Origin of the sequence: Ideonella sp., assembly GCF_041918995.1 — a bacterium.
GTDB lineage: Bacteria > Pseudomonadota > Gammaproteobacteria > Burkholderiales > Burkholderiaceae_C > Ideonella.
Genome location: NZ_JAYRUN010000027.1, coordinates 1 through 14,643, shown reverse-complemented (window position 1 = coordinate 14,643; position 14,643 = coordinate 1). Strand labels below are relative to the sequence as shown.

Sequence of the window (14,643 nt, the reverse complement as noted above, 5' to 3'; positions counted from 1 at the left end):
ACAATCGCAGCATGACCCTTGGCGACTGGCTGATCCTCGCGCTCCTCGTCCTCCACCTCATTGTCCTGATCGTCCTGGTCCTGCGCCGGCCGCCCGACCCGGCGGCCAGCCTCGGCACGCTGCTGGCGCCGCTGGTGGCCCTGCCGCCGCGGGTGGACGAGGTGGCCCGGCAGCAGCGCGACGATGCCGAGCGCCTGGGCCGCGAGCTGCGGCAGGACGTGGCCACGAGCGCCAGCACCACGCGCGCCGAGCTGGGCCAGGTGCTCAGCCAGTTCCAGCAGGCGCTCACCGCCCAGTCCGGCGACGTCGCGCGCACCCAGAACGAGCAGATCGACGGCTTCCGGGTGCAGCTGGCCACCACGCAGCAGCAGGTGGTGCAGTCCTTGGCTGCCCTGCAGCAGCAGGTGGCGCAGGCCCTGCAGACCAGCAGCCAGGCGCTGGCGGAGGGCCTGCAGCGCCACGCATCTGCCCAGGGCAGCGCCCAGGCCGCCAGCCGCGAGGCGCAGGACATCGCGCTCAAGCGCTTCGCCGACAGCCAGCGCGAGCAGCTGGCCGCGCTGACCGAGGCCAACGAGCGCCGCCTGGCCGAGGTGCGCCAGGCCGTGGAGCAGCGCCTGGCCGCGCTGCAGGACGGCAACGAGAAGAAGCTGGAGCAGATGCGCGCCACGGTGGACGAGAAGCTGCACGCCACGCTCGAGCAGCGCCTGGGCGAGAGCTTCAAGCAGGTGGCCGACCGGCTCGACCAGGTGCACCAGGGCCTGGGGGACATGCGCAACCTGGCGCGCGACGTGGGCTCGCTCAACCGGGTGCTCACCAACGTGAAGACCCGCGGCGTGTTCGGCGAGGTGCAGCTGGGTGCGCTGCTGGACCAGGTGCTGGCACCGGACCAGTACGCCGCCAACGTGGAGACCGTGCCCGGCACGGGGGCGCGCGTGGAGTTCGCCGTGCGCTACCCCGGCCAGCGCGAGGGCGGCGCGCCGCTGTGGCTGCCCATCGACGCGAAGTTCCCGCGCGAGGACTACGAGCGCCTGCTGGCCGCGCACGATGCGGCCGACATGGCCGCGGCGGAGGCCGCGGCCAAGGCCATCGAGACCCGGCTGAAGCTGGAGGCGAAGACGATCCGCGAGAAGTACATCGCCACGCCGCACACCACCGACTTCGGCATCCTGTTCCTGCCCACCGAAGGCCTGTACGCCGAGGCGCTGCGCCGCCCCGGCCTGGTGGAGAGCCTGCAGCGCGACCACCGCGTGGTGCTGGCCGGCCCGACCACGCTGCTGGCCATGCTGAGCACGGTGCAGATGGGCTTCCGCTCCCAGGCGCTGGCCAAGCGCAGCGCCGAGGTCTGGGAGGTGCTGGGGGCCGTCAAGGTGGAGTTCGGCAAGTTCGGCGACGTGCTGGCCAAGACCCGCAAGAAGCTGGACGAGGCGAGCAAGACCATCGATGACGCCGAAGTACGCACACGGGCCATGGCGCGGCGACTGAAGACGGTGGAAAGCCTGCCCGACGAGCGCGCGCAGCTCCTGCTGGGCAACCTGGCCGACGACACGGCCGAGGACGGGGCTTGAGCGGCGCGCCGGCCCGTCCGGACGAATCCACCACCCGCGGGGCCCTGCCGGCGATCATCGGCGCCCTGGTGTGCGTGCACGCCTGCATGGCCGCCACGCGGGTGACGGCCAGCCTGCTGGTGCTGGACCGGGGCTACCCGGAGTGGACGGTGGGCGTGCTGCTGGCGTTGTTCGCGGTGGCGCCCATCGGCCTGTCGCTCTGGGCCGGCCGGCTGGCGGACCGCCACGGCCTGCACCGCCCGCTGGCGGTGGGCGTGGCGCTCGGCGCGTCGGGCGCGGCGGCGGCGGTGGTGTCGCAGCACGTGGCCGTGCTGGCCTTCGCGGCGCTGGCCACCGGCGGCGCGGTGGCGGTGGCGGCCGTGGGGATCCAGCGCGAAGCCGGGCTGATGGCGCGCGAGCCGCGCGACCTGAAGCGCGTGTTCAGCTGGGTGGCGCTGGGGCCGGCGCTGTCGAACGCGCTGGCGCCGGTGGTCGTGGGCCTGCTCATCGACCACGTGGGCTTCCGCTCCGGCTTCGTGTTTGCGCTGGCCCTGCCGCTGCTGGCCTGGGGCCTGGGCCGGCGGGTGCCGCGGGCCGTGCCGGTGGGCTGGCATGCGGAGGAGGACAGCCAGGGGCGGCCGCGCACCGCCTGGGGCCTGCTGCGCCGTGCGCCGCTGCGTGCACTGCTGCTGGTGAACCTGTCGCTCTCGGCCTGCTGGGACGCCCACAGCTTCGTGGTGCCGGTGCTGGGCCATGGCCGCGGCTACAGCGCCTCCGCCATCGGGCTCATCCTCGGCGCCTTTGCCGTGGCGGCCACCCTGGTGCGGCTGGGCATCTCGCGCTGGGCCGACCACCTCGACGAACGCCGCGCGCTGCGGTGGGCGATGTCGCTGGCCACCGGCGTCTGCGCCGTCTACTACTGGCTGCCCGGCGTGCCCGGCATGGTGCTCGGCTCGGCGCTGCTGGGGCTGGCACTGGGCTCGGTGCAGCCCATGATCCTGGCCATGCTGCACCAGGTGACGCCGGCGGACCGCCACGGCCAGGCCCTGGGCCTGCGCATGCTGGCCACCAATGGCGCGACCATCGTCATGCCGGTGGGCTTCGGTGCCCTGGCCGCCCTGGCCGGACCCGCGGCGCCGCTGTGGCTGATGGCCGGCATCGTGCTCGTGGCCCAGGCGGCCGCACGCCACATCCGGGTGCCGGCGCAGGCTTGAGTGGCCGGGGCGGTGAGCCGCCGAGTGGGCGGCTGGGGTGTCAGAAGCGGATGTTGGGGCCGCTGGCCGGCCGGGCGGCCGGTGCGGGCGCTGGCGTGGGGGCCGGTGCGGCAGGCGCCGCGGCCGCCGGCGCGGACGCCTCGGACGGTGCGACGGCCGGCACGGGGGCGGGTGGCCGGTAGCTGCTCGGCAGGCGGGATTCGGTGGGGTAGCCGGCCGCGTCGAGGTAGCTGTTCCAGCTGGCGGCGTTGTAGCCGTCCTTGACCGCCTGCCGGCCCACCGTGAGCGACGGCAGCATCGTGCCGCCGCCGGTGGCCGCCTTGAGCGCCGCCTGGTCCGCGCCGCTCTTGCCATAGCTGCGCTCGGCAAAGGGCACGCCGCGCTGGCGCAGCATCTGCCGGGCGGTGTCGCAGGGCGCGCAGTCGCTCGTGGTGTGCAGCGTGACGGGGTAGCGACTGGCCACCTGGCGCAGCTCGCTGGGCAGCATCGACGTGTCCGGCGTACCGGCCACCGCCGCCACGGCGCCGCCCACCGGCCGGACCTGTGCCGCGTCCGCCGGCGGCGTGTCGGTGTAGGTCACCTTGCCGTCCGGGCCGATCACCTTGTAGATGGCGAGGGCGGGCAGGCTGGTGGCGGCCAGCAGCAGGGCGATGCCGAGGTGGCGGGGCGAGGGTGCGCAGCGGGTCATGGCGGCTCAGGTCGGTTCGGGTGCGGAGCAGGGCAGGGCGGTCAGGCCGCCATGCCCTGGTGGCGCAGCAGCGCGTCGATGTGGGGCTCGCGCCCGCGGAAGGCCTGGAAGCTCTCGATCGCCGGGCGGCTGCCGCCGACCTCGAGGATCTCACGGCGGTAGCGACGGCCCGTTTCCGGGTGCAACACGCCTGCCTCCTCGAAGGCGCTGAAGGCGTCCGCGGACAGCACCTCGGCCCACTTGTAGCTGTAGTAGCCGGCCGAGTACCCGCCCGCGAAGATGTGCGAGAAGGTGTTCGCGGTGCGGGCGAAGGCGGGCGGATGCAACACCGCGACCTCCCGGCGCACCTCGTCCACGATGGCGCCCACGCGCTGCGGCGCATCGGCCTCGGTGTGCAGGCGCATGTCGAACAGGCCGAACTCCACCTGGCGCAGCGTCTGCATGCCGCTCTGGAAGTTCTTGGCCGCCAGCATCTTGTCGAACAGCGCACGCGGCAGGGGATCGCCGCTGTCCACATGGGCCGTCATGTGGCGCACCACGTCCCACTCCCAGCAGAAGTTCTCCATGAACTGGCTGGGCAGCTCGACCGCGTCCCATTCCACGCCGGAGATGCCGGACACGCCCAGGTCGTCCACCTGGGTCAGCAGGTGGTGCAGCCCGTGGCCGAACTCGTGGAACAGGGTGATGACATCGTCGTGCGTCAGCAGCGCGGGGCGCTCGCCCACCGGCGCGGCGAAGTTGCACACCAGGTGCGCCACCGGCGTCTGCAGGGCGCCGCCGTCGGGCCGGCGCCAGCGGTCGCGCGCGTTGTCCATCCAGGCGCCCGGCCGCTTGCCGGGGCGCGCATAGGGGTCGAGGAAGAACTCGCCCACCAGCGTGCCCTCGCGCTCGATGCGGAAGAACTGCACCGACTCGTGCCAGCGCGCCGCCTCGGCCGGGCGGATGCCCACCTCGAACAGCGTCTCGATGATGCGGAACAGACCCTGCAGCACCTTGGGCAGCGGGAAATACGCCTTCACCTCCTGGTCGCTGAAGGCGTAGCGCGCTTCCTTCAGGCGCTCGCTCGCGAAGGGGATGTCCCAGGCCTGCAGCTCGGCCAGGCCCAGCTCGCGGGCGGCGAACTCGCGCAGCTCCGCCAGGTCGCGCTCGGCGCTGGGACGTGCCTTGGCGGCCAGGTCGCGCAGGAAGGCCATCACCTCGGCCGGCGTGCGGGCCATCTTGGCGGCCAGCGACACCTCGGCGTAGTTGGCGTAGCCCAGCAGGGCGGCTTCTTCCTGGCGCAGGGTGAGCAGCTCCGCCATCAGGGGGCCGTTGTCCTGCTCGGCCGGGCCCAGCTCGCTGGCCCGCGTGACATAGGCGGTGTAGAGCTTTTCGCGCAGGGCGCGGTCGCGCCCGTACTGCAGCACCGGGAAGTAGCTCGGGAAGTGCAGCGTGATCTTGTGGCCCTCGCGCCCCTCGGCCGCGGCGGCATCGCGCATGCCCTGCACCACGTCGGCCGGCACGCCCGCCAGCTCGTCGGGGGTGGCGTAGTAGGCGAAGGCGTCCGTCGCGTCCAGCACATGGTTCGAGTAAGCCTGCGACAGCTCGGCCATGCGGTCCTGCAGGGCGGCGAAACGCTGCTTGGCCGCGCCCTGGAGATCGGCGCCGCCGAGCTTGAAATCACGCAGCCAATGGGCCAGGGCCTGGCGCCGCGGTGCGCTCAGCGAGGCGGCAGCGGGGCTCTCGGCCACGGCACGGTACTTGGCGTACAGGCGCTCGTCGCTGCCCTGGCGCGTGTAGTACTCGGTCACGCGCGGCAGGTTCTCGGCGTGCGCGGCGCGCAGCTCGGGCGTGTCGGCCACATGGTTGAGGTGGTTCACCGCACCCCAGGCCCGGCCCAGCCGCTCGGTGGCCACGCCCAGCACGGCGGACAGCGCGTCGAAATCGGCCGGCACCTCCGGCCCGACGGCGCGTTCCAAGGCGGCGTTGGCCTCGGCCAGCAGGGTGTCCAGCGCCGGGGTGACGTGCTCGGGGCGGATCGCCCGGTAGTCGATCACGCCGGGGCCGGCGAGCAGGGGGTTGGTGGTGTCGTGTGCGGTGCTCATGGGTGGGGTGGATTCAGATTCCGGCCGCGCGTTCCGCGGCTTCGATCGTGTTGACCAGCAGCATGGTGATCGTCATGGGGCCGACCCCGCCGGGCACGGGGGTGATCCAGCCGGCCACCTCGGAGACGCCGGCGAAATCGACGTCGCCGCAGAGCTTGCCGGCGTCGTCACGGTTCATGCCCACGTCGATCACGACGGCGCCGGGCTTGACCATGTCGGCGGTGAGCACGTTGCGCTTGCCCACGGCGGCCACCACGATGTCCGCCTGGCGGGTGTGGTGGGCCAGGTCGGGCGTGGCGCTGTGGCAGACGGTGACCGTGGCGTTGGCCGCCAGCAGCAGCATGGCCATGGGCTTGCCGACGATGTTGGAGCGGCCGATCACCACGGCATGCTTGCCCTGGGGGCTGACGCCGATGGAGTCGAGCATTTTCATGCAGCCGTACGGCGTGCAGGGGCGGAACCCCGGCTGGCCGACCATCAGGGCGCCGGCGGAAGCGACATGGAAGCCGTCCACGTCCTTGTCCGGCGAGATGGCCTCGATCACCTTGTGGGCGTCGATATGGGCCGGCAGCGGCAGCTGGACCAGGATGCCGTGGATGGCAGGGTCCTCGTTCAGCGCCTCGATGCGCGCCAGCAGCTCGGCCTCGGTGAGCGTGGCCTCGTACTTCTCCAGCACCGAGTGCAGGCCGCTGTCGGCGCAGGCCTTCACCTTGTTGCGCACGTAGACGGCGCTCGCGGGGTTGTCGCCGACGAGCACCACCGCCAGGCCGGGCCGCACGCCACGCGCGGTGAGGGCGGCGGCGCGCTCGGCCACCTCGGCACGGAGCTGGCGTGACAGCGCGTTGCCATCGATGAGTTGGGCGGGCATGGGTGGGTCTCCTTGGCTCGAGAAGTGCGAACGGGGCCATGAAGGCCCCGTCAGTGCGGATTCAGTACGAAGGGTGAGGACGGGTGATGAAGTGCCGGCTCCGTCAGGCCTTGTGCGTGGCGCCGAGGGCGATCTTGAGCAGGTCGGCCACGGTGTTGGCGTTGAGCTTTTCCATGATGTTGGCGCGGTGCGCCTCCACCGTCTTGATGGAGATGCCCAGGTCATCGGCGATCTGCTTGTTCAGCCGGCCGGCCACGATGCGCTCGAGCACCTGGGCCTCGCGGGTCGTCAGACGCGACAGCAGGGCGTCGCGGCTGGCCTGTTCCTGGTAGTGGCTGAAGGCGGTGCGCGCCTGCTCGAGCATGCGCTCGACCAGGGCCACCAGCTCGTCTTCCTTGAAGGGCTTCTCGATGAAGTCCATCGCGCCCTTCTTCATCGTGGTGACGGCCATGGGCACGTCGCCATGGCCGGTGATGAAGACGATGGGCAGCGGGCTCTTGCGCTCCAGGAGGCGGTCCTGCAGCTCCAGGCCGCTCATGCCGTCCATGCGGATGTCGGCGATCAGGCAGGCCACCTCGCGCGGGTCGAAGCGGGAGAGGAACGATTCGGCCGAGTCGAAGCACTTGACCCGGTAGTCCTTGCCCTCGAGCAGCCATTGCAGGGAATCGCGCACCGCCTCGTCGTCGTCCACGACATAGACGGTACCCTTCTTCGGAATCAGGCTCATGAGGCGTCAGGCGTTCGGGTTCGAGGCGGCGGCCACGTCCGGCACATCAGGTACCGGCGGGCTCTCCGCGCGGGCAGACAGATCGACCGGCAGGGTGAAGGCGAACCGGCACCCCGAGACCGACTCGCCATTGTAGAGGTTCTGTGCACGTATCCGGCCGCGGTGCGACTCGATGATGGAGCGGCACAGCGACAGGCCGATGCCCATGCCTTCGGCCTTGGTGGAGAAGAAGGCCTCGTACAGGCGGGCCAGCACCTCCTCCTTCATGCCGGGCCCCATGTCGCTCACGCTGAACTCGATCACGCCGCCTTCCTCGGCCGTGTGGCGCGGGATGACCCGCAGCTCGATGTGCCGGCGCGAGGTGGGCATGCGGGCGTTGTCGATCGCCTCGGCGGCGTTCTTCAGCAGGTTCAGCAGCACCTGCTCGATGAGGATCGGGTCCACGTGCAGCATCGGCAGCCGCTGGGCCACGTAGGTATGGATGGTGACCTTGCGCCGGCGCAGCTCGATGCCGGCCAGCTCCACCGCGTCCTCGACGATGTCGCGCGCATGCGCCGGCTGGCGCTGCGGCTCGCTGCGTTTCACGAACTGACGGATGCGGTGGATGATCTGGCCGGCCCGCTCGGCCTGGCGGCCGGTCTTCTGCAGCGCGGCGATGAGGTCGTCCGTGCTGATGCTGCCGGCGCGCACGCGGCTGACCATGCCGTTGCAGTAGTTGTTGATGGCCGTCAGGGGCTGGTTCAGCTCATGCGCGACGGACGACGCCATCTCGCCCATGGTGACCAGGCGGCTGGTCATCTGGGCGCGCTCGGCCTGCTGCTGCACCTGTTCCTCCACCCGGCGGCGGGCCGTGATGTCGGTGGCGATCAGCATCTGCGCCAGGCGGCCATCGGTCCATTGCAGGTAGCGCGCCCGCACGTCGAACCACATCTGCAGCGATTCGACGTACACCTCGCGCGGCTGGGCGCCCGTCTCGGTGAGCGGCTGGGTGGGCAGGCCGGACAGCCCGTCCACCTCCTCGTCCGGCTCGGGCACGTAGGGCACGCCGGCCGAGCTGTTGGCCAGCAGCGCGTGGCCGCGTGCATCGGCGCCGAACCACAGGCGGTAGGAGCGGTTGGAGAACAGCAGCTCGCTGTGCTGCACCGACAGCACCGACACCGCGGCGTCCAGGCCCTCCAGCACGGTGGTGAAGCGCTCGTGCGAGGCCGAGAGCTGGTCGCGGATGCGCTTGGCCTCGGTGATGTTGGTGATGGACGTCATCCAGCCGGTCTGCTGGCCCTTGGGGTCGATCAGCGGCGAGACGTACATGCGCGCATCGAAGATCGAGCCGTCCTTGCGCATCACCTTGACCTCGATGCCACCCACCGGGCTGCGCCCCTGCAGCTCCTGCTGCAGCAGCCGGGTGTTCTCCTCGATCCGGTCCGGCGGCCAGTAGGGGAAGGGCGGGTACAGGCCGATGAGGTCCGCCTCGGAGAAGCCCGTCATGGCGCAGAAGGCCGGGTTCACGTAGGTGACGCGGCCGTCCTTGTCCATGGCCCGCATGCCGGTGAGCATGGAGTTCTCCATGGCGCGCCGGAAGTTCGTCTCCTGGACCAGGGCATTCTGGATCTGCGAGCGGCGCCGCATGTGGCGCCAGGTGCCCAGCAGCATCCACACCGTGAGCACCGACAGGGCCACCACCATCCAGAACAGCGTGTTGCCGATCAGGCCGATGGAGGTGCGGTAGCCCTGGCCGCGCAGGGTGATGCCGTTGGCCGTGGGGGCCAGCGGCAGGTCGTACTGCAGCGACGGCGCGCGCGTGTTGTGCTGGCCCGGCATGGACGACACCGTGCTCACCAGCACGCGGTTGTCCGGCCCCAGCACGGTGACGCGGTGGCGGCGCGTGACCTCGGTGGGCACGAAGAAGCGCATCAGCGCCTCGACCGAGTACTCGACGATCAGGGTGCCGGCGAAGCTGCTGCGGTCGATCAGCGGCACCTGCACCTGGAACACCCATTGGCCGCTGGCGTCGGTGAAGGGCCGCGAATAGACCGGCTGGCGCGTCTCGCGCGCGGCGAGGAAGGCCTCCTCCGCCTCGCTGCGCCGGCCCTCCGCCGGCAGGGAGGGGTCGGCCACGGGCGAGGCGGTGGGGTCGTCGCGGTGGTAGCTGAGCACCGCCTGGCTGGCGCGCACGCGGCGCTGCGCGTTCACCCAGGTGAAGTGGCGCACCTCCGGCCGCTCGCGCTGGAAGGCGCCGGCCTGCACCAGGAACTCCGCTGCGTCGATGTCCCGGGTGACCACCTCGCGCGCCATGCGCACCAGCTGCTCCTGGTTCTCGATGAGGTGCAGGCGGATCTGCTGCTGGGCGATCTCGGTGTCGCGGCGCAGGGCGTCGGTGGCGCGGTCGATCTCCTCGCTGCGCAGGTACCAGAAGGCCGCGGTGATGGCCGCCAGGAACAGCAGCACCGAGACCAGCGGGCCGATGGTGGCGTAGCGGTCCTGCCGCGCAGGGGACTGCTGGCGCCACCAGCGGCCGATCCACCTTTGCAGGCGTGTGGTGGAGGTTTTCAGCGGTTCACGTGCCAGGGCCATCGGCGCGATTATCCGTGCCGGGTGGGGCGCGGCGAGCACCTCGCCCGCGCGCCGGCCGCCTCACCGCCCTACGTGTTTGCCGTAATGTGAAACGTAGAGCCATCATTTGAAAATGCGCGGCACGTGTGCGACACTCGCCCGCGACCTTGGTTCAAGAGGAGACAAGACCATGTCCGCCCTGCCCGAACAGTTCCTGGGCGCTGCCGCCAACGATGCGGACGCCCAGGAGACCCGCGAATGGCTCGACGCGCTGTCGGCCGTCATCGACACGGAAGGGCGCGAACGCGGCCACTTCCTCCTGGAGCAACTGCTCGAACACGCGCGCCAGCACGGCATCGACCTGCCGTTCTCCGCCACCACCGGCTACGTGAACACCATCGAGCCGGAGGACGAGGCCCACACCATGGGCAACGTGGAGATCGAGGAGCGCCTGCGCGCCTACATGCGCTGGAACGCCATGGCCATGGTGGTCAAGGCCAACCGCCTGCACCCCGAGGACGGCGGCGACCTGGGCGGGCACATCTCCTCCTTTGCCTCGGTGGCCACCATGTTCGGCGCCGGCTTCAACCACTTCTGGCATGCGGACACCGCCGACCGCGGCGGCGACCTGCTGTACATCCAGGGCCACTCGGCGCCCGGCATCTACGCGCGCGCCTTCTTGGAAGGGCGCATCACCGAGGGGCAGCTGCTCAACTTCCGCCAGGAGGTGGACGGCAAGGGCCTGTCGAGCTACCCGCATCCCAAGCTGATGCCCGAGTTCTGGCAGTTCCCCACGGTGAGCATGGGCCTCGGCCCGCTGATGGCGATCTACCAGGCGCGCTTCCTGAAGTACCTGCACGCCCGCGGCATCGCCGACACCTCCAAGCGCAAGGTGTGGGTGTTCTGCGGGGACGGCGAGATGGACGAGCCCGAGAGCCTGGGCGCCATCGGCCTGGCCGCGCGCGAGAAGCTCGACAACCTGATCTTCATCGTCAACTGCAACCTGCAGCGCCTGGACGGCCCGGTGCGCGGCAACGGCAAGATCATCCAGGAGCTCGAGGGCGAGTTCCGGGGCGCCGGCTGGAACGTCATCAAGCTGATCTGGGGCTCCTACTGGGACCCGCTGCTGGCCCGTGACAAGGACGGCCTGCTGAAGAAGGTGATGATGGAGACGCTGGACGGCGACTACCAGGCCATGAAGGCCAACGACGGCGCGTTCGTGCGCAAGAACTTCTTCGGCCGGCATCCCAAGCTGCTGGAGATGGTGGCCAAGATGAGCGACGACGACATCTGGCGCCTGAACCGGGGCGGCCACGACCCGCAGAAGGTGTACGCGGCCTACCACAAGGCGGTGAACACCGTCGGCCAGCCCACCGTGCTGCTGGTCAAGACGGTGAAGGGCTTCGGCATGGGCAAGGCCGGCGAGGGCAAGAACACCGCCCACCAGGCCAAGAAGCTCACCGACGAGGACATCAAGGCCTTCCGCGACCGCTTCAACATCCCCATCCCCGACAGCGAGCTGCCCCAGCTGCCGTTCTACAAGCCGGCCGAGGACACGCCCGAGATGCGCTACCTGCACGAGCGGCGCCGCGCGCTGGGCGGCTACCTGCCCCAGCGCCGCGTGAAGGCGGACGAGAGCCTGCCGGTGCCGGGGCTGTCCGCTTTCCAGGCGGTGCTCGATCCCACGCCCGAGGGCCGCGAGATCTCCACCACCCAGGCCTACGTGCGCTTCCTGACCGCGCTGCTGCGCGACAAGCAGCTCGGGCCGCGCGTGGTGCCCATCCTGGTGGACGAGGCGCGCACCTTCGGCATGGAAGGCCTGTTCCGCCAGATCGGCATCTACAACCCGGAAGGGCAGAAGTACACCCCGCAGGACCGCGACCAGGTCTCCTACTACAAGGAGGACGTGGCCGGCCAGATCCTGCAGGAGGGCATCAACGAGGCGGGCGGCATGAGCTCGTGGATCGCCGCGGCGACGTCGTACTCGACGAACAACCGCGTGATGATCCCCTTCTACGTGTACTACTCGATGTTCGGCTTCCAGCGCATCGGCGACCTGGCCTGGGCCGCGGGCGACATGCAGGCGCGCGGGTTCCTGCTGGGCGGCACTTCCGGCCGCACCACGCTGAACGGCGAGGGCCTGCAGCACGAGGACGGCCACAGCCACATCCTGGCGGGCACCATCCCGAACTGCGTGAGCTACGACCCGAGCTTCGCGCACGAGGTGGCGGTGATCATGCACCATGGCCTCAAGCGCATGGTCGAGAAGCAGGAGAACGTCTTCTACTACCTCACGCTGCTCAACGAGAACTACCCCATGCCCGGCCTGAAGGCCGGCACGGAGGACGAGATCATCCGCGGCATGTACCTCCTGGAGGAGGGGGCGAAGAAGACGCCGCGCGTCAACCTGCTGGGCAGCGGCTCCATCCTGCGCGAGTCGATCGCGGCCCGCAAGCTGCTGGAGGACGACTGGGGCGTGGCGGCCAACGTGTGGAGCTGCCCGAGCTTCAACGAGCTGGCCCGCGATGGCCAGGACTGCGAGCGCTGGAACCTGCTGCACCCGACGGAGGAAGCCCGCGTGCCCTTCGTCACCCGCCAGCTCGGTGCCCACGCCGGCCCGGTGGTGGCATCCACCGACTACATGAAGAACTACGCGGAGCAGATCCGCGCCTTCATCCCGCGCGGCCGCAGCTACAAGGTGCTGGGCACGGACGGCTTCGGCCGCAGCGACTTCCGCTCGAAGCTGCGCGAGCACTTCGAGATCAACCGCCACTACATCGTGGTGGCGGCGCTGCGCGCCCTGGCGGACGAGGGCAGCGTGCCGGCCGCCCGCGTGGCCGAGGCGATCGCGAAGTACGGCATCAACGCCGACAAGATCAACCCGCTGTACGCCTGAGCGCGGCACATCGGCGGACGAGGAGACTCAACGCATGGCATGGGTGGAAGTCAAGGTCCCGGACATCGGCGACTTCAAGGACGTGGCCGTCATCGAGCTGCTGGTGCAGCCGGGCGACACGGTGCGGCCGGAGCAGAGCCTGGTCACGGTGGAGAGCGACAAGGCCTCGATGGAGATCCCGTCGACACACGGCGGGGTGGTCAAGGAACTGAAGGTGGCGCTGGGCGACAAGGTCAGCGAGGGCTCGGTGCTGCTGATGCTGGAAGCCTCGGATGCGGCGGCAGCCTCCGCGCCGGCCGCTTCGGCGGCGGCGGCACCTGTACCTGCACCCGCACCCGCACCCGCACCCGCACCCTCACCCGCACCCAGCGCGGCACCGGCGCCCGCGGGCGGCGGGGGGCCCGTCGAGGTGCGCGTGCCCGATATCGGCGACTTCAAGGACGTCGCCGTCATCGAGCTGCTGGTCAAGCCCGGCGACACGGTGAAGGCCGAGCAGAGCCTGATCACCGTGGAAAGCGACAAGGCCTCGATGGAGATCCCGTCGTCGCACTCGGGCGTGCTGCGCGAGCTGAAGGTGGCGCTGGGCGACAAGGTGAACCAGGGCACGGTGATCGCCGTGGTCGAGGCCGCGGCTGCGCCGGGCGCCGCCGCGCCGGCCCCGAGCGCGCCGGCGCCGCAGACCGTCACCGCGACCGGCCACGCCCCCGGTACGCTCACCAGCCCGCCGGTGGAGCGCACGGCGCCCACCGCGGCGCTGCCGGCGCACGAGCCCACGGCGCCGCAGGGCCAGTTGCCCCACGCCTCCCCGTCGGTGCGGCGCTTCGCGCGCGAGCTGGGGGTGCCGCTGGCGGACGTGCGCGGCACGGGTCCCAAGGGCCGCATCACCCAGGAGGACGTGCAGGCCTTCGTCAAGCAGGTGATGGCCGGCGACCAGCAGACCTCGGCACAGAAGGCCAAGGCCCCGGCCGCCGCGCCCGCCGCCGCCGGCGGCAGCCTGCCGGGCCTGTTGCCCTGGCCGCAGGTGGATTTCGCCAAGTTCGGGCCGGTGGAGCGCAAGGACCTCAGCCGCATCAAGAAGATCAGCGGCGCGAACCTGCACCGCAACTGGGTGGTGATCCCGCACGTCACCAACCACGACGATGCCGACATCACCGAGCTGGAGGCCTTCCGCGTCCAGCTGAACAAGGAGAACGAGAAGTCCGGTGTCAAGGTGACGATGCTGGCCTTCATGATCAAGGCCGCCGTGGCGGCGCTGAAGAAGTTCCCCGAGTTCAATGCCAGCCTCGACGGCCAGGGCGACAGTGCCCAGCTGGTGCTGAAGAACTACTTCCACATCGGCTTCGCCGCGGACACGCCCAACGGTCTGGTCGTGCCCGTCATCAAGGACGCGGACAAGAAGGGCATCCTGCAGATCAGCCAGGAGATGGCCGAGCTGGCCAAGAAGGCGCGCGACGGCAAGCTCGCGCCGGCCGACATGCAGGGTGGCTGCTTCAGCATCAGCTCTCTGGGTGGCATCGGGGGGCGCTACTTCACGCCCATCATCAACGCGCCCGAGGTGGCGATCATGGGCGTGTGCCGCAGCACCACCGAGCCGCGCTGGGACGGCCAGCAGTTCGTGCCGCGGCTCATCCTGCCGCTGTCGCTGAGCTGGGACCACCGCGTGATCGACGGCGCCGCGGCCGCTCGGTTCAATGTGTACTTCGCGTCGCTGCTGGCGGACTTCCGCCGCATCGCGCTCTGAACGGGGGCTGACACGCATGGCAAGCATCGACGTGCGCGTGCCGGACATCGGCGACTTCAAGGACGTGGCGGTCATCGAGCTGCTCGTCAAGCCGGGTGACACGGTCAAGGTCGACCAGAGCCTGATCACCGTGGAAAGCGACAAGGCCTCCATGGAGATCCCCTCCACCCACGCGGGCGTGGTGAAGGAGGTGAAGGTCAAGCTGGGCGACAAGGTGAGCCAGGGCAGCGTCGTCCTGGCAATGGAGGCCGCGGGCGACGCGGCCGGGGAGGGCACACCGGCGCCCGCCGCGCCCGCCCCGGCCCCGGCCCCGGCCCCGGCCCCGGCCGCC

The 14,643-nt window shown here is 70.7% G+C and carries 10 protein-coding genes; 5 read left to right on the top strand and 5 right to left on the bottom strand.

Annotation, left to right across the window (positions count from 1 at the left end; all coding sequences use genetic code 11):
• Nucleotides 1–11: 11 nt before the first annotated feature.
• Complete coding sequence (locus tag ACE3UN_RS18445) at nt 12–1,565, top strand: DNA recombination protein RmuC (protein WP_374676458.1); 1,554 nt, start codon at nt 12–14, stop codon at nt 1,563–1,565.
• Nucleotides 1,562–2,758, top strand: a complete 1,197-nt coding sequence (locus tag ACE3UN_RS18440; protein ID WP_374676457.1) for an MFS transporter — start codon at nt 1,562–1,564, stop codon at nt 2,756–2,758. The genes ACE3UN_RS18445 and ACE3UN_RS18440 overlap by 4 nt, the downstream gene beginning before the upstream one ends.
• A gap of 40 nt (nt 2,759–2,798) precedes the next feature.
• On the opposite strand, the gene ACE3UN_RS18435 is transcribed toward ACE3UN_RS18440, so the two are convergent.
• From ACE3UN_RS18435 to ACE3UN_RS18415, 5 genes are all read right to left on the bottom strand, one after another.
• Nucleotides 2,799–3,446 carry a DUF4124 domain-containing protein gene (locus ACE3UN_RS18435; protein WP_374676456.1) on the bottom strand — a complete coding sequence of 216 codons (648 nt, stop codon included), beginning with the start codon at nt 3,444–3,446 and terminating at the stop codon, nt 2,799–2,801.
• Between the two features lie 41 nt (nt 3,447–3,487).
• Nucleotides 3,488–5,530: a M3 family metallopeptidase gene (locus ACE3UN_RS18430; RefSeq protein ID WP_374676455.1), complete on the bottom strand. Its 2,043-nt coding sequence runs from the start codon at nt 5,528–5,530 to the stop codon at nt 3,488–3,490.
• A 13-nt stretch (nt 5,531–5,543) separates the two neighbouring features.
• A complete protein-coding gene (gene folD, locus ACE3UN_RS18425) occupies nt 5,544–6,398 on the bottom strand; it encodes a bifunctional methylenetetrahydrofolate dehydrogenase/methenyltetrahydrofolate cyclohydrolase FolD (protein WP_374676454.1) in 855 nt (284 codons plus the stop codon).
• 103 nt (nt 6,399–6,501) lie between these two features.
• On the bottom strand, nt 6,502–7,125 hold the full coding sequence (locus ACE3UN_RS18420; RefSeq protein WP_374676453.1) for a response regulator transcription factor: 624 nt from the start codon (nt 7,123–7,125) through the stop codon (nt 6,502–6,504).
• 6 nt (nt 7,126–7,131) lie between these two features.
• The gene (locus ACE3UN_RS18415; protein ID WP_374676452.1) at nt 7,132–9,696 is read right to left on the bottom strand and encodes a PAS domain S-box protein; all 2,565 of its coding nucleotides are present in this window, start codon (nt 9,694–9,696) and stop codon (nt 7,132–7,134) included.
• Nucleotides 9,697–9,865: 169 nt separating this feature from the next.
• Between ACE3UN_RS18415 and aceE the strand changes: the two genes are divergently transcribed.
• The 3 genes from aceE to ACE3UN_RS18400 all read left to right on the top strand — a co-directional run.
• Nucleotides 9,866–12,571, top strand: coding sequence for a pyruvate dehydrogenase (acetyl-transferring), homodimeric type (aceE, locus tag ACE3UN_RS18410; protein WP_374676451.1), 2,706 nt, complete (start codon nt 9,866–9,868; stop codon nt 12,569–12,571).
• A gap of 34 nt (nt 12,572–12,605) precedes the next feature.
• Nucleotides 12,606–14,312, top strand: a complete 1,707-nt coding sequence (aceF, locus tag ACE3UN_RS18405) for a dihydrolipoyllysine-residue acetyltransferase (protein ID WP_374676450.1) — start codon at nt 12,606–12,608, stop codon at nt 14,310–14,312.
• Nucleotides 14,313–14,328: 16 nt separating this feature from the next.
• The coding region (locus tag ACE3UN_RS18400) for a biotin/lipoyl-containing protein (RefSeq protein WP_374676449.1) at nt 14,329–14,643 on the top strand (315 nt) is incomplete at its 3' end.

Coding starts and splice junctions, on each gene's coding strand:
- ACE3UN_RS18415 (WP_374676452.1), bottom strand. CDS start 9,696: ATGGCCCTGGCACGTGAACCGCTGAAAACCTCCACCACACGCCTGCAA.
- ACE3UN_RS18420 (WP_374676453.1), bottom strand. CDS start 7,125: ATGAGCCTGATTCCGAAGAAGGGTACCGTCTATGTCGTGGACGACGAC.
- aceF (WP_374676450.1), top strand. CDS start 12,606: ATGGCATGGGTGGAAGTCAAGGTCCCGGACATCGGCGACTTCAAGGAC.
- aceE (WP_374676451.1), top strand. CDS start 9,866: ATGTCCGCCCTGCCCGAACAGTTCCTGGGCGCTGCCGCCAACGATGCG.
- ACE3UN_RS18435 (WP_374676456.1), bottom strand. CDS start 3,446: ATGACCCGCTGCGCACCCTCGCCCCGCCACCTCGGCATCGCCCTGCTG.
- ACE3UN_RS18430 (WP_374676455.1), bottom strand. CDS start 5,530: ATGAGCACCGCACACGACACCACCAACCCCCTGCTCGCCGGCCCCGGC.
- ACE3UN_RS18445 (WP_374676458.1), top strand. CDS start 12: ATGACCCTTGGCGACTGGCTGATCCTCGCGCTCCTCGTCCTCCACCTC.
- folD (WP_374676454.1), bottom strand. CDS start 6,398: ATGCCCGCCCAACTCATCGATGGCAACGCGCTGTCACGCCAGCTCCGT.